Annotated in this window: 16 protein-coding genes; 13 read left to right on the top strand and 3 right to left on the bottom strand. The window is 48.7% G+C overall.

Annotated features, from left to right (window positions below; genetic code table 11):
- Positions 1–36 precede the first annotated feature (36 nt).
- The gene (locus NOC_RS09170) at positions 37–1,023 is read left to right on the top strand and encodes a site-specific integrase (RefSeq protein WP_002811531.1); all 987 of its coding nucleotides are present in this window, start codon (positions 37–39) and stop codon (positions 1,021–1,023) included.
- Positions 1,024–1,049: 26 nt separating this feature from the next.
- Here the strand turns inward: NOC_RS09170 and NOC_RS09165 are convergent, their stop codons facing one another.
- The gene (locus NOC_RS09165) at positions 1,050–2,330 is read right to left on the bottom strand and encodes an FGGY-family carbohydrate kinase (RefSeq protein WP_002811279.1); all 1,281 of its coding nucleotides are present in this window, start codon (positions 2,328–2,330) and stop codon (positions 1,050–1,052) included.
- Position 2,331: 1 nt separating this feature from the next.
- On the bottom strand, positions 2,332–2,721 hold the full coding sequence (gene queF / locus NOC_RS09160) for a preQ(1) synthase (RefSeq protein ID WP_002808630.1): 390 nt from the start codon (positions 2,719–2,721) through the stop codon (positions 2,332–2,334).
- 69 nt (positions 2,722–2,790) lie between these two features.
- Between queF and smc the strand changes: the two genes are divergently transcribed.
- The 5 genes from smc to NOC_RS09140 all read left to right on the top strand — a co-directional run bounded on the left by smc (position 2,791) and on the right by NOC_RS09140 (position 10,116).
- Positions 2,791–6,303 carry a chromosome segregation protein SMC gene (gene smc / locus NOC_RS09155; RefSeq protein ID WP_002810398.1) on the top strand — a complete coding sequence of 1,171 codons (3,513 nt, stop codon included), beginning with the start codon at positions 2,791–2,793 and terminating at the stop codon, positions 6,301–6,303.
- A 12-nt stretch (positions 6,304–6,315) separates the two neighbouring features.
- Positions 6,316–7,212, top strand: coding sequence for a cell division protein ZipA (gene zipA, locus NOC_RS09150; RefSeq protein WP_002808876.1), 897 nt, complete (start codon positions 6,316–6,318; stop codon positions 7,210–7,212).
- Positions 7,213–7,248: 36 nt separating this feature from the next.
- Complete coding sequence (gene ligA / locus NOC_RS09145) at positions 7,249–9,276, top strand: NAD-dependent DNA ligase LigA (RefSeq protein WP_002809155.1); 2,028 nt, start codon at positions 7,249–7,251, stop codon at positions 9,274–9,276.
- Between the two features lie 107 nt (positions 9,277–9,383).
- The gene (locus NOC_RS16885; RefSeq protein WP_011330736.1) at positions 9,384–9,578 is read left to right on the top strand and encodes a (2Fe-2S)-binding protein; all 195 of its coding nucleotides are present in this window, start codon (positions 9,384–9,386) and stop codon (positions 9,576–9,578) included.
- Positions 9,579–9,699: 121 nt separating this feature from the next.
- Positions 9,700–10,116, top strand: coding sequence for a secondary thiamine-phosphate synthase enzyme YjbQ (locus NOC_RS09140; protein ID WP_011330735.1), 417 nt, complete (start codon positions 9,700–9,702; stop codon positions 10,114–10,116).
- 4 nt (positions 10,117–10,120) lie between these two features.
- Here the strand turns inward: NOC_RS09140 and NOC_RS09135 are convergent, their stop codons facing one another.
- Positions 10,121–10,783, bottom strand: a complete 663-nt coding sequence (locus tag NOC_RS09135) for an esterase/lipase family protein (protein ID WP_002809783.1) — start codon at positions 10,781–10,783, stop codon at positions 10,121–10,123.
- Positions 10,784–10,915: 132 nt separating this feature from the next.
- Here NOC_RS09135 and NOC_RS09130 point away from each other — a divergent pair, with 132 nt between their 5' ends.
- From NOC_RS09130 to NOC_RS09100, 7 genes are all read left to right on the top strand, one after another.
- Positions 10,916–11,398 carry a DUF5658 family protein gene (locus tag NOC_RS09130; protein ID WP_002810976.1) on the top strand — a complete coding sequence of 161 codons (483 nt, stop codon included), beginning with the start codon at positions 10,916–10,918 and terminating at the stop codon, positions 11,396–11,398.
- Between the two features lie 29 nt (positions 11,399–11,427).
- On the top strand, positions 11,428–12,003 hold the full coding sequence (locus NOC_RS09125; protein WP_002811441.1) for a DUF1134 domain-containing protein: 576 nt from the start codon (positions 11,428–11,430) through the stop codon (positions 12,001–12,003).
- Positions 12,004–12,096: 93 nt separating this feature from the next.
- Positions 12,097–13,770, top strand: coding sequence for an energy-dependent translational throttle protein EttA (ettA, locus tag NOC_RS09120; protein ID WP_011330734.1), 1,674 nt, complete (start codon positions 12,097–12,099; stop codon positions 13,768–13,770).
- Positions 13,691–14,656 carry a glycerophosphodiester phosphodiesterase family protein gene (locus tag NOC_RS09115; RefSeq protein ID WP_244859946.1) on the top strand — a complete coding sequence of 322 codons (966 nt, stop codon included), beginning with the start codon at positions 13,691–13,693 and terminating at the stop codon, positions 14,654–14,656. Before ettA ends, NOC_RS09115 begins: the two co-directional genes overlap by 80 nt.
- A 188-nt stretch (positions 14,657–14,844) precedes the next feature.
- On the top strand, positions 14,845–15,042 hold the full coding sequence (locus NOC_RS09110; protein ID WP_011330732.1) for a hypothetical protein: 198 nt from the start codon (positions 14,845–14,847) through the stop codon (positions 15,040–15,042).
- 10 nt (positions 15,043–15,052) lie between these two features.
- Positions 15,053–15,307 carry a DUF5395 domain-containing protein gene (locus NOC_RS09105; RefSeq protein ID WP_002809206.1) on the top strand — a complete coding sequence of 85 codons (255 nt, stop codon included), beginning with the start codon at positions 15,053–15,055 and terminating at the stop codon, positions 15,305–15,307.
- Positions 15,308–15,373: 66 nt separating this feature from the next.
- Positions 15,374–16,804, top strand: a complete 1,431-nt coding sequence (locus tag NOC_RS09100; protein ID WP_244859945.1) for a putative sulfate exporter family transporter — start codon at positions 15,374–15,376, stop codon at positions 16,802–16,804.
- The last annotated feature ends 18 nt before the right edge of the window (positions 16,805–16,822 follow it).

The following is a 16,822-nucleotide window of genomic DNA, read 5'->3' as shown; positions in this document are numbered from 1 at the left end:
ATGAGGATCTTAGAAACGGATTAAGGAAGAAAAATAATGTCCCATGAATTAACCCCCAAACAGGCTGCGGAAATGTTGGGTTACGTTGAATCCGAGAGTACCTTAACGCTACAGCATCAGCGCTATATCGAAGCGGCTACGGCAGAGAATACCCGGCGAGCCTATCGCTCAGCAATTCGCCACTTTGAGCGCTGGGGTGGCCATTTGCCGGCGGATGCCTCCATGGTGAGCGCTTACTTGTTGGCTCATGCCGAGATCCTCAATCCTCGTACCTTGTCGCTGCGGCTAACAGCCTTGCGCTACTGGCATCAACTCCAAGAGTTTCCCGATCCCACGGTGGCTCCAGAAGTCCGTAAACTCTTCCAAGGCATTGCCCGTCGGCAAGGAAAGCCTAAGCGTCAAGCCAAAGCCTTTCGCTTGGAGCACCTAAAAGCGATGGTGAATCACCTTTCGGCACAATCCAACCTTAAAGCCTACCGAGACCGGGCCTTGCTGTTGGTGGGTTTTTTCGGAGCATTTCGGCGTAGCGAGTTGGTGCAGGTGCACCTAGCACACCTGCAGTGGGAGCCAGAAGGAATCCTTATCACTGTACCTCGCTCTAAAACTGATCAAAGCGGTGAAGGGCAGTTGAAGGCATTGCCTTATGGGGAAGGGGAGTTATGTCCCGTTACAGCCTTGAATGCTTGGCTCAGAATTGCAGGTATTGAATCAGGCCCCCTCTTTCGGCGCGTGAACCGCTGGGAAACTCTTTTGGATGCCCCTCTCCATCCGGCGGGTGTGAATCTTATTTTAAAGGCTGTAGCTACCCAAGTGGGTCTAGGCTTCGTATCAGAGCTCAGTAGCCATAGCCTGCGCCGGAGTTTAGCTACCACTGCCCATCGTGCTGGAGCCTCTTTTGAATCCATCAAGCGCCAGGGGGGGTGGGTGCATGATGGAACGGTGTGGGAGTACATCGAAGCAGCACGGCACTTTGAGGAGAATGCGGCAGCGGTATTATTGACCAAGAGGCAGAAACAGGGGTAGAGCTAATATAATTAATAGAGGGGGGCTCAGGAGAGAGCCTGACGCGCTAATAATGCGCTCCCATAGGCGGCCTCGGTCTCATGGGCAGCAATCACCGGAACCCGAAGGGTGTGTTCCCTTATTTGCAACCAAGCGGGATTGTGAGCACCTCCGCCAGTGGTTTTCACCAGGCTGGGGAAAGGGGCGCCTAGCGATTGAAGTTGACGATAACCTTGGGCTTCAATACGGGCAATACCCTCCAGAATAGCTTGAAAGAAGGTTATATCATCACGGGGACGGGGAGCGAGACATGGCGAATAGTGGGGGTCTGGAACGGGAAAGCGCTCGCCCTGGGCGGGTAGAGGATAGTAATTCAATCCCGTAATTTGCTGTGGCTGAAGATGGGGAGTCATCTCATCGAGTTGAGCTTGAGTAAAATACTGCCGCAGAACAATGCCACCACTATTAGAAGCGCCACCAGCCAGCCAAAGCCTGCCTAGGCGATGGCTGTAAATGCCATATTTTGCGCTAAAAATGGGGCGTTCGGAGGCTACCTTGAGCGCTAAGGTAGAACCAAGGGAGGTGACAGCGTCTCCTGGTTTTCCCGCCCCGGTAGCTATAAAGGCAGCAATACTATCGGTGGTGCCCGCCACTAACTTCGCCTGGGGGGGGATTTGAAACGTTTCTGTATGGGAGGGGTCAATGGTGCCAATTAGGGTTCCGGGAGGAACTACCGTCGGCAGCAGTTCGCGGCGTACACCCACTCGGTCGAGCCAGTCAGGCCATTCTTGCTGGTTGGAGTCATATCCTGTCTTAAGGCAATTATTTTCGTCGCTGATCCCCAACTTTGCCCCTAAACGGAAGGCGATCCAATCTGCTTGATGCAGCAGGTAAGCTGCCTGAAGCGCCTCTGGACGGGTCTGCAAATAGAGCAGTTTCGCTAGACTAGAAGTGGGACCCAAGGCGCCGCTATGGGGAGGGGCCTGCTCGGCAATGAGGTGCGCTTCAGCATGGTTGCGGCTGTCATTATAGAGTAAGGCGGGAGTTAAAGGACTCCCTTTTTTATCTACTAAGACCACCGTACCGGAAGTTCCATCAACAGCAAGGGAGCGAACTGCCTTGGCGGGCACCTCCTGAAACAGATTTGTAAAAGCTTGCTTGATGGCTTGCCACCATTGCTCTGGATCCTGTTCTATCGCCCTTCCTTGCCGCTGGGGAGGAGGCAGGGAAACATGGCTGCGGCCCCGGATTTCCCCCATCTCATTGATAGCAATGATTCGGCAGCCTGAAGTGCCCATGTCAATACCAAGAAAAAGATCAGAGGACATTTCAAGGCAGCCGGACTATCTTGGGCGCATCCCAACCGGGTTGGCGGTATTCGGCCGCTACTGTGGTGTAAATGCCCCCGCGAACGTTGAACTCCGCGGTGAGGCGCATAAAGCGGGGCTTACAAACAGCGGTGAGATCGTCTAGGATTTGATTGGTAACTGCTTCGTGGAAAGCGCCTTGATCCCGATAGGACCAGATATAGAGTTTGAGCGATTTTAATTCCACGCAAGCCTGGTCGGGCACGTACTCTAGCTGTAAGGTGGCGAAATCAGGCTGGCCCGTCTTTGGGCATAAGCAGGTAAATTCTGGAATCCGAATTCGAATAGTATAGTCCCGTTCCGGCAAGGGATTGGCAAAGGTTTCCAGTTCACGATTCGGTTGGCTAGGCATCTTGCTGTCTCTGTGTTAGCGTTGCGCATTTCAAATTTAGCTTTTTATATTATCGCTTAAATCCATTCCATGCGCTTAAAGAAAATCAAGCTTGTTGGTTTTAAGTCTTTTGTCGATCCTACCAGTTTGCCCTTGCCTAGTAACCGGATGGCTATTGTCGGGCCTAATGGCTGCGGAAAATCCAATATCATTGATGCTGTGCGTTGGGTGATGGGAGAGAGTTCGGCCAAGCACTTACGCGGTGATTCCATGGCGGATGTCATTTTCAATGGTTCGACTTCCCGCAAGCCGGTAGGACAATGCTCCGTGGAGTTGGTATTTGATAATAGTAAAGGAAATCTAGGAGGCCAATATGCAGCTTATAATGAGATTGCTATCAAGCGCCAGGTCAGCCGGGATGGCCAGTCCTGTTATTTCCTGAATGGCGCCCGCTGCCGTCGCCGTGATATTACCGATATTTTTCTTGGCACCGGCCTGGGACCACGGAGCTATGCGATTATCGAGCAGGGCATGATTTCTCGCCTTATTGAGGCTAAGCCCGAAGAGCTTCGGGTTTTTCTGGAAGAAGCTGCGGGCATTTCCAAATACAAGGAGCGCCGCCGAGAAACTGAAAACCGCATGGGGCATACGGTTGATAACCTTAATCGTATTAACGACTTAAGAGAGGAAATTGAGAGACAGCTTAACACTTTAAAGCGCCAAGCCAAGCAAGCGGAAAAGTATCAAGAATTAAAGCAGTTAAAACGGAAAATTAAAGCTCAAATCGAGGCCCTGCGTTGGCGAGCACTGAATGAAGAGGCGCATCAACAAAACCGGCAAATTGAACACCAAGAAACGCTTTTAGAAGGATGCACAGCGGATCTGCGGCGAGTGGAAGCCCAATTGGAGCAGCAGGGGGAAGCACTTCATCAAGCTAGGGATAAGGCAGTTGAAATTCAAGAAATTTATTATAGCCAGGGGGCCGAGATCGCCCGCCTTGAACAGCAACTTCATCATCAGCGGGCGCAGCGCGCGCAGCATCAGCAAGAGCAGGCGCAAATAGCGCATCGGTTAACGCGGACAGAGCAGCTCCAAGAGGAGAAGTCAGCGCTTATCGGGCAAACCCGGCAAGCCTTAGTGAGCCATGTTGAGTCTGAGAGGGGGGCACAACAGCAATTTCAGGCTGCCCAGGAGATGATGGAAACCACCGAAACCGCTATGCAGGATTGGCAGGCGAGTTGGGATGATTTCAATCAGCGGGCGGCAGAACCCACTCAGCGAGCTCAGGTAGAACGGAGCCGACAGCAACAACTAACGCGGCAACAGGAGCAATTGCAGCAGCGTAGGGTCCGTCTTGAAGAGGAGGCTAGGCAGTTGCTTGAGGGGGATGATGCGAATCTATTGGAGGAGCTACGAGAGGAACAATTCATTCTAGAGCAGGAACTGGCTCGGCAGCAAAAAGCCCTAGCGGATTGCGTTGCTCAGGCTGCTGAATATCGAGAGCAAGAAAAACAGCTTTCTAGAAAGCTTCATGGTAAGCAAAGAGAGCGGCATCATTTACAGGGTCGGTTGGCCTCCTTACAAGCACTGCAGCAGGCTGCTCTTGGCCGCAGTGATGGCGGAGCGGATGCCTGGCTAGCGCAACAGAACCTGGCGGATAGCTTGCGCCTAGCCGAGGGCTTGGAAGTTGAACCCGGATGGGAACAGGCGGTAGAGCGCGCCTTAGGGATACACATGGAGGCTGTGTGCGTGGCGGGCTGGGAGCGGCTAGCTGATGGGCTCTTAAATTTAGAGGCGGGGTCTCTCATCCTTTTTGACACGGCGGTGTCCGCCCAAGCTAACAGAACGGAAAGCGGGGTTCCTTTGCTATTAAGTAAAGTGCGAGCCCCGTGGCCTTTGGACTCGATATTGGGAGGAGTCTACGCGGTAGAAACGCTAGCTGAGGCATTAGTTTTGCGGGCCAGTCTCGCTCCCGGGGAGTCGATTATGACCCGCAACGGCATTTGGCTGAGTTTAGCCTGGCTTAGTCTAGTTCGAGAAGATGATGGGAAATTGGGGGCGCTAGCGAGGGGGCGGGAAATAGCCCGTTTACAGGAGGAGATGACGCATTGCGAACGGGAAGTGGAAGCCCTTGATAAACAGTTAGAAGAAGTCCGAGGGCGTTTTTACACGCTAGAGAGCGAACAGGAGCGTCAACAAAAAGTATTGCATCAGTTCCAAAGGGAGTTGGGAGGATGCCAATCCGCTCTGGCGCGGGTAGAGGCCAAACAGGAACAGCACCAACTCCGTCAAAGGCAGGTGCAGGAAGAATTGGAAGAAATCCAAACCCATCTTGCTGAGGACGAAAGAGAACGGCAATTGGCGGAAACCTGCCTCCAAGAGGCGTTGATGGACATGGAAAGTTTCGCCGAGGAGCGGGAGCAACTTATAAAGCAGCGGGATCGATTACGAGCGTCCTTGAATCAGCTTCGGGGTGAGACCGGAGCAGCGAAAGATAACTTGCATCGGCTAGAGATGGAGGGGCATTCTCTCCAGACGACCTTAGAGGCGACTCAACAAGCGGTGATTCAAATTCGCAGGGAATATAATGAGTTGCTTCAACGTAGGGAGGCATTGGAGGTTACCCTAGCGAGTGGAGAAACACCCCTGCAGGAACTTCAAACGCAGCTGGAAACCCATTTGCAACAGCGAATGAGCATCGAGCGCCAATTAAACGAAGCACGAGAACGAGTGACTAGATTAGAATCACAGTTGCGGACAGACGAACAAAAAAAGCACGAGATAGGAAGAACGCTTGAGTCGCAACGAACCTCTTTGGAGCGGCTCCGTGTTGATAGGCAAGCAATCTGGGTGCGGGCTCAAACTCTCAAGGAGCCATTGCAGGCAGCAGGATTCAGCCCCGAAGAAATATTACGGGAAATGTCTGAGGAGAGTGATTTAGCTGCCCTGGAAGCGGAAAGCGAACGCATTGCCCTACGTATTCAGCGCCTTGGACTTATTAATTTAGCGGCTATTGATGAATGCCGCATTCAGGCGGAACGTAAGCAGTATTTAGATGCTCAGCATGCTGATTTAACTGAGGCATTGCAAACTCTAGAAAATGCCATTGAGCGTATTGACCGTGAAACCCGCCGTCGCTTTCGAGAAACCTTTGATAAGGTGAATGGTGGTTTGCAAACTCTTTTTCCCAAACTCTTCGGAGGAGGCAAGGCCTACTTAGAGTTGAATGATGATGATTTGCTGAATACTGGTGTTAAAATTATGGCGCGCCCCCCAGGCAAGCGAAACAGCACCATTCATTTGCTCTCAGGGGGAGAAAAGGCACTCACTGCGGTAGCGCTGGTATTTGCTATTTTTCAACTCAATCCAGCACCCTTTTGTATGTTAGATGAGGTTGATGCCCCGCTTGATGATGCAAATGTGGAGCGTTTTTGTGAACTGGTAAAGGAAATGTCGGTTAAATTGCAATTTATTATTGTGACTCACAATAAGGTAACTATGGAGATTGGACATCAACTTACTGGAGTGACCATGCATGAGCCTGGCGTCTCACGCCTGGTTGCGGTGGATGTGGATGAGGCTGTGCAACTGGCCGCCATTTAGCGGGGAGATTTTATGAATGATCTACGCTTAGCATTGCTTATGATTGGCGCCTTGATTCTGGTAGTCATTTACTTTTATAGTCGATGGGAAAATCGCCGGAAAGACATTCGTGAGCAGGAACGAGGGCGTAGACGGATGCCAACGCTGGGAACTTATGATGAGAGTTTAGAAACTCCAATGGAGCCTGCTGGCGGATCTCAAGAAACATCACAGAAAGCTATGTTTAATCAATCCCCTCAAATTCCAGAAAAAAACCAAAATTTGAGAGAACAGGAAGAAGAACTTTTGGGGAATCTGGAAAATTTCGATGAGCCAGCTACGCTTGTAGAAGAGGCTAAAGAAACTCATTCGAAAAAGGAGTCAGAGTGCAACGAGGTCATACCGCCTAAGGATACTAAAAAAAGCCGGTTTGCCTTTCCAAAGAAATGGCTCAAGGCAAAACCTAGACCTGAAAAACTATCACCGCAACCAACAGGGCCTGAGTTGGTGATTGTGCTTACGGTGATGGCGCGAGGAAAGAGTATGTTTCGAGGCAAAGATATTGTGCGGGTCTTGGAAGACAAAGGTTTACGGTATGGAGAAATGAATATTTATCATGCCTATTCCCCTGGAGGGAGAGCTATATTTAGTGTGGCTAATATCATGGAGCCGGGATCATTCAATTTGGAACAAATAGAGCGTTTTTCTACTACTGGGCTTGCTTTGTTTATGCGCTTGCCTGGAGCAGCAGGTGGTTTTGCTGCATTCGATGCGATGTTGGAAATAGCCCGGCTTTTAGCCGAGAAGCTAAACGGAGAGGTCCGTGATGAGCGGCGCAATATACTTACTGCCCAGGCGCTTGAGCAAGTGCGGGAACGCATCCTCGCTTTTAATCGGGCTAGTCGATCCCTGGGAGCGCAGGGCAAATAGTTCCCTATTATTTAGATCCGCTATGCTGAGGTAGATGTGGTAGCGCCAGCCCCAGCCAAGGAGCGCATACAAGCATTAAAAGAATTAATAAATAATTATGATTACGCCTATTATGTAGTAAATAATCCATTAGTTCCAGATTCTGAATATGACCGTCTGATACGGGAATTACAGGCTCTAGAAGAAAACTACCCTGAGTTGATTACCCTGGATTCGCCTACCCAGCGCGTGGGCGCTAAGCCCGTTAAATCCTTGGGTGAAATAAAGCATGAAATTCCCATGCTATCCCTAAATAACGCTTTCCATGAGGGAGAATTGGCTGATTTTCACCGGCGGGTAAAAACGCGACTGGGGATTGAACGGGTCGATTATGCGGCCGAGCCTAAACTTGATGGCCTTGCCGTCAGCTTATTATATCAAGATGGGGTGCTCGTGCAAGGTGCAACCCGAGGCGATGGCATCACTGGCGAGGATATCACCCATAATATCCGGACTATTCCTACCGTCTCTTTGCGTTTACGCGGCGAGAAAATTCCTTCCTTGCTAGAAGTACGTGGTGAAGTGTATATGCCAAGGCAGGGATTCGAGCAGTTTAATCGAGAACAAATTGCTAAGGGCGAAAAGCCTTTTGTGAACCCCCGCAATGCCGCTGCAGGCAGCTTACGCCAGTTAGATCCTCGGATTACGGCAAATCGTCCACTAGCTCTATTTTGCTATGGCGTTGGCCAAGTGGAGGGGGGGATATTGCCTGATCGTCATAGCGAAATTTTGTTCCAGCTTAAGCAATGGGGTTTGCGTATTCTTCCTTACTCGGAGGTGGTTGAAGAGCTTGCCGGCTGTGAGAAGTACTATCAGCATTTATTGGATTTGCGCGATAAGCTCCCCTATGAAATTGATGGGGTGGTTTTTAAGGTGGATTATCTCGATCAGCAGCAAATTTTAGGATCGCTTGCCCGTGCTCCCCGCTGGGCCCTTGCTTACAAATTCCCCGCCCAAGAAGAGCTGACTCAAATCTTGGATATTGAGGTGCAGGTAGGACGTACTGGGGCATTGACTCCTGTGGCTCGGTTACAACCGGTTTTTGTGGGTGGAGTGACCGTTAGTAAGGCCACCTTGCACAATGAAGGCGAAATTCAGCGTAAGGATATCCGGATTGGTGATACCGTTTATGTGCGCCGGGCGGGGGACGTCATCCCGGAAATAGTTAAGGTGATTATGGAACGCCGTTTACCTGACTCTCGCCCTTTTCAGATGCCTAGGCAATGTCCTGTTTGCGGGTCGGAGATCGTCAAAGAAGAAGGCGGAGCGGTGGCCCGCTGTAGTGGTGGCTTATATTGCCCGGCCCAGCGCAAGGAGGCGATTAAACACTTTGCCGGACGTCGGGCAATGGATATCAATGGTCTGGGAGATAAACTTGTAGAACAGCTTACGAAACAAGGGTTGCTTAAAGATGTAGCTGATTTATATGGCCTTACGAAGGAGCAGCTTGCTGGATTGGAGCGTATGGGTCAAAAATCGGCAACCAATTTGATAAATGCTATTCAGCAGAGTAAGCATACGACTTTGCCGCGTTTTCTTTACGCTCTTGGTATTCGCGAAGTGGGAGAAGCCACCGCCCAAGTATTAGCCAAGGAGTTTGGCTCGTTAGAAGCCTTAGCAAGCGTCAGTGAGGAGAGATTACAGCAGGTAACGGATATTGGGCCTATTGTTGCTGCCCATATTGCTGCTTTTTTCCGCCAACCACACAACCGCCAGATCATTCAAGGTTTACAAAAAGCTGGGGTTTGCTGGCCGGAGGTGGAGGATAAAGTGCAAATTGTTCAACCTCTTTTAGGTAGGACCTTCGTTCTGACCGGGACTCTGGAAAGCATGACCCGTGAGCAGGCCAAAGAACGTTTGCAGGCCTTGGGAGGTAAAGTTAATGGCAGTGTTTCTCCTCATACCGATTACTTGATAATAGGCGCTAATCCTGGGTCTAAGCTAGTAAAGGCGAGAAATCTTGGGATTACCATTTTAGATGAAACCTATTTTCGAAATTTTCTTGACGATACTTCCTTTCCCTGAAAACTGGCTTCTACATGTTTTTGCTCAAAGAACAAAATTTAATATTGACAATCATTCGTATTTGTAATTAGATCCTTAGCAGGGAAAGGATAAATGGTATTAGAACAATGTATGTATGTATATGTCATGCCGTAACTGATAAGCAGTTGCAAGAAGCGATTTCGCAAGGTACCAATAGCCTCCGTGATCTGAGACGTCAGCTGGGGGTAGTAAGTAGCTGTGGTAAATGTGGTTGTTGTGTGCGAGATATTTTACGACAGTCTCGGCAGGCTAGCGCTACTGAGGTTAGTAATGTGGCGTAGCCTTAAGGTTACCTGAGCGTGGACGTAATTTTGATATTGTACTATGCTGAAGCAAAACGGCAGTTTAGAATACCCTGAATCGTAAGTTGAGGTACGCAGGCTTTCAGATAGAGGTAAGGTGATGGTAGTCCAGGAAAGGCTGGAGGTTACAACGTCAGGCCGAGGAACGGTGGAGATAACGGACCAGCTACAGCGGATTGCCGCCGGCAGTGATATTAAGACAGGTTTATGCCATATTTTTCTTCATCATACTAGTGCCTCATTAATGCTTTGCGAAAATGCTGATCCTGCGGTGAGGTACGATTTAGAAGCTTATTTTAGCCGGCTCGTGCCTGACGGCGATCCCCTGTTTACCCATCAGCAGGAGGGCGCGGATGATATGGCTGCCCATGTACGGACCGTGTTGACCCACTCGGAACTCAACCTGCCGGTTACTCAAGGCCGTTGTGCCTTGGGCACTTGGCAAGGGGTTTATCTCTGGGAACATCGTTTCTCAGGCTACCGACGGCAGGTGACGGTAACTGTGTATGGAGAATAAGGTCCTATTGGGTAAAACGGTTATAACGTAAAAAAGTAACGGTCAGCTTCGCTACCATAGGGGAAAGTGGCAATCCCGTATGATTAGTTCTGACCAGGCAATGGTCAGTCATTCCCGCCAGTTTTGTTTCCGCAACGCTCACTGTTCCATCATTAGGCTGAGGCAAGGGGGCAATTAATCGACCTATGCCAAAGCTCCGGGTTCCGGCAATGATCCCTAACTTTTGAACAGACTGCCAGGAGGGGGCGCTTTCAATCAACAAGTTCTCCTCAGCGTTTTGTCCTAAAAGATAGCGCCCTAGCTGGTGGGCGTAAAGCCGTTGAGCAACAATACTGCCGGTAAAGGGAGTCCCAAGCGCTACTACCCCGCCGGGTTTTTGTTGAGGATATTGTTTTAATAAGCGCTGTATTAACAGTCCTCCTAAGCTATGTCCTACGAAGTGAATAGCTTCTGTTTCTAGGCTTTCAATATAGTGATGCAGATGATACAAGGTTTTGCTGGGGCTATCTTGGAGAGAGCGGTAACCAAAACAGATCGTTCGATAACCCTGGGTGCTAAGGTATTTAGCTAAGGGGTAAAAATAGAGTCCCTTCATCCAAATGCCATGGAGTAAAATTACTGTTTCCTTTTTTTTGGAAGAAGTGGAGATAGGGAGATGAATCGTCATAAAACTTTACACAAACCTTAGCGCATATTGATATATATCGTTGATTTTATTATTTATTATTTATTATGGCCCCGTTTTTGCATTAGATTATGTTAGCTAAAGTTATCCATTGCCTATCAGGGAGCGAAGCTGATGAGTTACGTAATCATTGAAAAGGCGACTATTTATCATGAGCGTCGGAGTGGAGAGCGGCGGGTAGGCTCATTTCCGCAGTTTAATTATTGGGGCCACCAAGGTCGGCGGGGCTACATTAGACGCCGTGAGGATCTTGCTAACAGTTATCTGGACAAGTATCCCGCCTCTTTGTGGTGGCTTATAGTAGCAGTTTTGATCTTATGTTTTATGGATGCGATTTTTACCTTGTCGTTGCTTCAACATGGCGCTAAAGAAATAAATCCGCTTATGGCTGAATTGATCAATTTCAGTATTCCGCTCTTTGCAGGGGTAAAAATGGCTGTCACTGGGGTGGGTCTTGTAGGGTTGATAATACATCATAATTTTATTGTATTCCGTATCTTTCGTGTACAGCAGTTTATTTATGGTTTTTTGCTTCTTTATTCTGGGTTGGTGGTTTATGAAAGTTTTTTGCTACTGCCTGAATTTCTGCTTTATTAAATAATAAATACCACTGGAAGCGAACTAGAATGGCTAAGATTTTACGTTTAATATTATTAGCGGTATTTTTAGTAGCTTGCGTGACGGTTGGCGCAACTGAAAAGCAGGGCGAGTTAAAGGAAGAGACGTATTCAGAGGAGGCAGTGCTTGCAGCAGCCTCTGAATTTTTTGGTGAGACAACAAAGGCGCTTGCCCGCGTCATAGAAAAGGTATTTAAAGAGCAGGGCCGTCCTAATGGCTATATCACAGGTACAGAGGGCAGTGGCGCCATCGGTGTAGGTCTCCGCTATGGTGAAGGGGTTTTACATACAAAAAGCGGGGAAGAAAAAAAGGTTTACTGGCAGGGGCCATCGGTAGGGTTTGATTTTGGTGGTAATTTTTCTAAAGTATTCACCTTAGTTTATCATCTCAAGGATATGGATGCACTTTTTCAACGAATTCCTGGCGTGGATGGAAGCCTTTACTTTATAGGAGGCGTTAGCGTTAATTACCAGCAGACGGATGATCTCATCCTGGCCCCGATTCGTACGGGCGTGGGCTGGCGGGCTGGTGTTAGCGTAGGTTATGTGGACTACACGCATAAAAAATCTTGGATTCCTTTTTAGCCACAACATTCGTCTTGAAAAAAGCGCTGGCGAAAAAGTCGCCAGCGCTTTTTTATGCAGTCGTAAACGTTTAAGAATTAATGGGGCAATTCGATGGCGCAGTATGTTTATAGTATGAACCGGGTGGGCAAGGTAGTGCCGCCGAAACGCGTTATTTTGCGCGATATCTCCCTATCCTTTTTTCCAGGTGCAAAGATTGGCGTGCTAGGTCTGAATGGGGCAGGAAAATCAACCGTGCTCAAAATTATGGCCGGAATTGACAAAGATATTGAAGGCGAAGCTATTCCCCAAAAAGGACTTAAGATCGGCTACCTTTCTCAAGAGCCGCATCTGGATCCTGCTAAAAATGTCCGGGATAACGTGGAGGAGGGAATTGCCGAAACTAAAGCTATGTTGGAGCGATTCAACGAGATTGGCCTGTTATTTGCCGAGCCAATGAGTGATGAAGAAATGAATCGCCTCTTTGAGGAACAGGCACAGCTTCAAGACGCTATTGAAGCTGCGGATGCCTGGAATCTAGATCATAAGCTTGATATCGCTGCCGAAGCGTTGCGCCTCCCTCCTTGGGAGGCAGAGGTCACCCATCTTTCGGGCGGGGAACAGCGGCGTGTGTCCCTTTGCCGCTTGCTCCTTTCTGAGCCAGATATGTTGCTGCTAGACGAACCTACTAATCATCTTGATGCAGAGTCGGTTGCTTGGTTGGAGCGCTACTTGGAAAAATATCCGGGTACTGTCGTAGCTGTAACCCATGATCGCTATTTCTTGGATAATGTGGCCGGCTGGATTCTGGAATTAGATCGCGGCCACGGTATTCCTTGGGAGGGAAATTACTCATCTTGGCTGGAACAAAAAGAAAAACGCTTGCAATTAGAGGAGAAGCAGGAGGGGGCCCGGATTAAAGCAATAAAGGCGGAGCTCGAATGGGTTTCCGTAAACCCAAAAGGGCGGCATGCCAAGAGCAAAGCCCGTCTCGCCCGTTTTGAAGAATTATCTTCCCAAGAATACCAAAAACGCAACGAAACTAATGAAATCTATATTCCACCAGGTCCACGTCTGGGGGATATAGTGATTGAAGCAAAGGATCTGCGCAAGAGCTTTGGTGACCGTTTACTTATTGATGAGCTAAATTTCAGCCTTCCTCCTGGGGGGATTGTGGGAATCATCGGTGCCAATGGCGCGGGAAAAACAACTTTGTTTAGAATGATGGTGGGCCAAGAGCAGCCGGATGCGGGTGAAATTCGACTAGGGGATACAGTCAAGTTGGCTTATGTCGATCAAGGCCGGGAGGCTTTAAATGCTAGCAAAACCGTGTGGGAAGAGATTTCAGAAGGTCAAGACATTATCAAGGTTGGGGCTTATGAGACTCCTTCCCGCGCCTACGTAGCGCGATTTAATTTTAAAGGTTCAGATCAGCAAAAACGTATTGGAGATCTTTCTGGCGGTGAGCGTAATCGGGTGCATCTAGCTAAGTTGCTTCGTGCTGGAGGAAATGTTCTTCTCCTTGATGAACCGACCAATGACTTAGATGTGGAAACCCTAAGAGCCTTGGAGCAGGCTCTACTAGGTTTCCCCGGCTGTGCCGTAGTGATTTCCCATGATCGTTGGTTTTTAGATCGTATTGCTACCCATATTCTCGCTTTTGAAGGGGATAGCCAAGTTATTTGGTTCGAAGGCAACCATGCCGATTATGAAGCGAACCGTCGCCAGCGCCTGGGTGAGATGGCCGATCAGCCTCATCGTATCCGTTACCAACCCTTGTTTTCATAGGGCTCTCTGGGTTGTTAGTGAGAGTGAAAGCTATGGGGCTAGTAGTGGTCCGAATGTGTTGTCCATGCAGGTAAAAAGAGACTACTCTATTATAAGAATACCTCAATTAATCGCCCATCGTGGCTATGCTAAAGCGTTTCCGGAAAATACCTTATTGAGTCTAGATGCTGCGGTAAGTGCTGGCGCACGCTTTGTAGAGTTTGATGTGCAACTAACTGCCGATGCGATCCCTGTGGTGCTCCATGACGATACCCTTCTTCGTACCGCAGGACATGAAGTGTCTATTTTCGATATAGAGTCGGTGAATCTCAAGCATATCTGCGTTAATGAGGCTGCTCGCTTTGGGCCTCGTTTCCCAGAGGCGCAGCTCTCCACCTTAGAAAATATTGTCCTCTGGTTAAAGGAACTTCCTGAGGTGACTGCTTTCGTTGAGATTAAAACCCAGAGTCTGCAGCGTTTTGGAATCCAAAGAGCGGTAGCCCAGGTTTTAAGGGTGCTAGAATCAGTAAAGGCTCAATGTGTTTCGATTTCGTTCGAGCCTCAAGTGATAGCTGTTGCTAGAGAAAACAATATAAGCGCTACTGGCTGGGTTCTTCCGACCTGGGATCTGGTGACCGCTCTTAAACTTAATCCTGAATATGTGTTTTGCAATCGGACTCTTGTTCCTTCGGGGTGGAAAAATTTTGCCGAGTATCCCTGGAATTGGGTTATTTACGAGGTAGTGGAAATAAAGGAGGCGCTGGAATATGCTGCTTTGGGCGTGGAATTTATCGAGACCATGGCTATAGGCGAGATGCTGCAGCACCCTTTATTTCGTGCTGCCGATCACCGGCAACAACGAGCCTCCGTCGTATCACCTATGATCGATGATAAAGGAAAAGGCTGAGATGGTAGATGCATTCAGTTCACAGCCATAGCCTATATAGGTTGATTATTTGATTCCGGCTGAGATTAGTATCTATATATACCTCTCCAGAATCTGGTTATTCGCCCTATTACGCAATTAAGAGAGTAAAAGTTGCTATCTGGTTTGAAGTTAGCTTATATAGAGGATTTATCTAGGAAGAATATGCTATGGCGAAAATTAATTCAGAGAGAATATCCGAGGAATCAATATCCGGTAGCAAGAGAGAAGATATCGGCGAAAAAGCTCTTGGAGAATTTGAACCATGGGAAAGTTGGGAAACCCAGTTGTGTCTTTGGAGTATAGGTATTGGCATGACGGCTTTAGTAGTGCTAGGAATTTTAGTCAATCAGTTCTTGCTCTCTTAATAATGATGCGATGAAGGCAGATTTGGAAGTCAGGCTAATTCATGATGGCAGGCATTGGGTCATTTGCTATCGAACACTCCAGGTTCGAGGCCAGACTTTGCCTGAGCTAGATCAAAATCTTGCTAAGTGTCTGCGGGAGAGGGGTGATTTCCCCGCCGCTAGCCAGGTGACGGTATTTATGGGTTTTGACTTTGAGACCCTGCCCACCTGGCTCAGGCAATATGCCTATCATTACTTTAATCGTTATGTTCTGCTGCGCCTGTAGCTTTTATCTGTAGAAGAAAGGAGAGAAACAGCGATGTCTGGGGTTAATCGGAGATGGTACTCCGGTATGGCAACTACCGAAGATTGGTGGGCAGTTTGGCTGGGTTTGATAATGTTTTTCGCGGGTCTAGCCTCTATCTGGGGCTGGAATTTAGTCGGTTGGATGACTAAAACGGGTACTTGGGTGTGGGGAGATTTCGCCTGGAGCAAGGCGTTAAAGGTAAGTAGCTATCAAGGATGGCATCCTTTGCTTTCTCTATTGGTGACTTATCTGGTATTCACTGCTTTGACCTGTCTAGGCGCGGCCGCCATGAAACTCGATTTGAAGCGTTTTTTCCTTGGCTGGACTTTTCTTTTCATGCTCACCTGGGTGGTATGGATTATCGGCCATGAAGCTCACTTCAAGGCATCCGTTAACCAGTTCGATCAGTATGGTTTATCGTGGGGGCTCTCCCTAGGGGGAGGGTTTTCTTACATGCTGGCGTTGGCAGTTGGCTTAATTATCGGGAATTTTTTTAAAGGTTTCGCTGAATTTCTCAAGGAAGCGGCTAAACCAGAATGGTTTATTAAAACTGCTATTGTTTACTTGGGAATCAAGATTGGTCTTATGTCTATTGAAGCGGCGGGGTTTACCTTCGAACTGGCTATTACCGGTATCGCTGCCACCTTCGTAGCGTATTTGTTGGTCTGGCCAATCGTTTATGCTTTGAGCCGCAGAGTGTTCCGCCTCTCCCGCGAAGCTGCTGCAGTCCTTTCCTCAGGCATTTCTATTTGTGGGGTTTCGGCTGCTATTGCCACTGCTGGCGCGATTAGGGCCCGCCCAGTGGTGCCGGTCATGGTTTCCATGCTGATCGTGATTTTTGCCATGATCGAATTGGTTGTATTACCTGGATTTTATACGGCGGTGGCGCCCAACCAGCCCATTGTTAACGGAGCGGCCATGGGTATGACGGTCAAGACCGATGGTGCCGATGCGGCTGCTGGGGCAATTCTTGATGAGCTCATGCGCGCTAACGCTGAAGTCAATTTAGGGGTAGTCTGGCAGGAAGGCTGGATTCTAACTTCTTCTATTATTACCAAGATTTGGATCGACATGTTTATCGGTGTTTGGGCGTTTCTTTTAGCCTTGGTCTGGGTTTATAAAGTGGAGCGTCAACCAGGACAATCCAAAGTAGGAGTTATGGAAATCTGGCACCGTTTCCCTAAATTTGTATTAGGCTATCTAGTAGCCTGGTTCGTTTATATGGCTATTGCTACCTTGGGTCCGGACCTGAACGAGGCAGCAACCTCTGGCGCCGAAGCCGTTGAGGGTCCTATGCGAAAGATGATGTTTATGTTAACCTTCGTCAGCATTGGCGTGATTACTGATTTTAGTAAGCTCAGGGGGATGGGTAAGTTAGCTTTGCTCTATGCTATCGCTTTGTTTGCGATTATTGCCCCCCTTGCTTATGGGGTAGCCTGGATATTTCATCATGGTATGATGCCGCCTACTGCATAGATATTTAGATAAAATTTT

Source organism: Nitrosococcus oceani ATCC 19707 (genome assembly GCF_000012805.1).
GTDB classification, from domain to species: Bacteria; Pseudomonadota; Gammaproteobacteria; order Nitrosococcales; family Nitrosococcaceae; genus Nitrosococcus; species Nitrosococcus oceani.
Note: the sequence above shows the minus strand (reverse complement) of the source record. Positions and strands in the feature narration are given on the sequence as shown.

Excerpts from the sequence above, each read along its gene's own strand:
- NOC_RS09135 (WP_002809783.1), bottom strand. The coding sequence starts at position 10,783 with ATGACGATTCATCTCCCTATCTCCACTTCTTCCAAAAAAAAGGAAACA.
- smc (WP_002810398.1), top strand. The coding sequence starts at position 2,791 with ATGCGCTTAAAGAAAATCAAGCTTGTTGGTTTTAAGTCTTTTGTCGAT.
- NOC_RS09125 (WP_002811441.1), top strand. The coding sequence starts at position 11,428 with ATGGCTAAGATTTTACGTTTAATATTATTAGCGGTATTTTTAGTAGCT.
- NOC_RS16885 (WP_011330736.1), top strand. The coding sequence starts at position 9,384 with ATGTATGTATGTATATGTCATGCCGTAACTGATAAGCAGTTGCAAGAA.
- NOC_RS09100 (WP_244859945.1), top strand. The coding sequence starts at position 15,374 with ATGGCAACTACCGAAGATTGGTGGGCAGTTTGGCTGGGTTTGATAATG.
- ettA (WP_011330734.1), top strand. The coding sequence starts at position 12,097 with ATGGCGCAGTATGTTTATAGTATGAACCGGGTGGGCAAGGTAGTGCCG.
- NOC_RS09130 (WP_002810976.1), top strand. The coding sequence starts at position 10,916 with ATGAGTTACGTAATCATTGAAAAGGCGACTATTTATCATGAGCGTCGG.
- NOC_RS09165 (WP_002811279.1), bottom strand. The coding sequence starts at position 2,330 with ATGTCCTCTGATCTTTTTCTTGGTATTGACATGGGCACTTCAGGCTGC.
- NOC_RS09170 (WP_002811531.1), top strand. The coding sequence starts at position 37 with ATGTCCCATGAATTAACCCCCAAACAGGCTGCGGAAATGTTGGGTTAC.
- NOC_RS09140 (WP_011330735.1), top strand. The coding sequence starts at position 9,700 with ATGGTAGTCCAGGAAAGGCTGGAGGTTACAACGTCAGGCCGAGGAACG.
- NOC_RS09105 (WP_002809206.1), top strand. The coding sequence starts at position 15,053 with ATGAAGGCAGATTTGGAAGTCAGGCTAATTCATGATGGCAGGCATTGG.
- zipA (WP_002808876.1), top strand. The coding sequence starts at position 6,316 with ATGAATGATCTACGCTTAGCATTGCTTATGATTGGCGCCTTGATTCTG.
- queF (WP_002808630.1), bottom strand. The coding sequence starts at position 2,721 with ATGCCTAGCCAACCGAATCGTGAACTGGAAACCTTTGCCAATCCCTTG.
- NOC_RS09110 (WP_011330732.1), top strand. The coding sequence starts at position 14,845 with ATGGCGAAAATTAATTCAGAGAGAATATCCGAGGAATCAATATCCGGT.
- NOC_RS09115 (WP_244859946.1), top strand. The coding sequence starts at position 13,691 with ATGAAGCGAACCGTCGCCAGCGCCTGGGTGAGATGGCCGATCAGCCTC.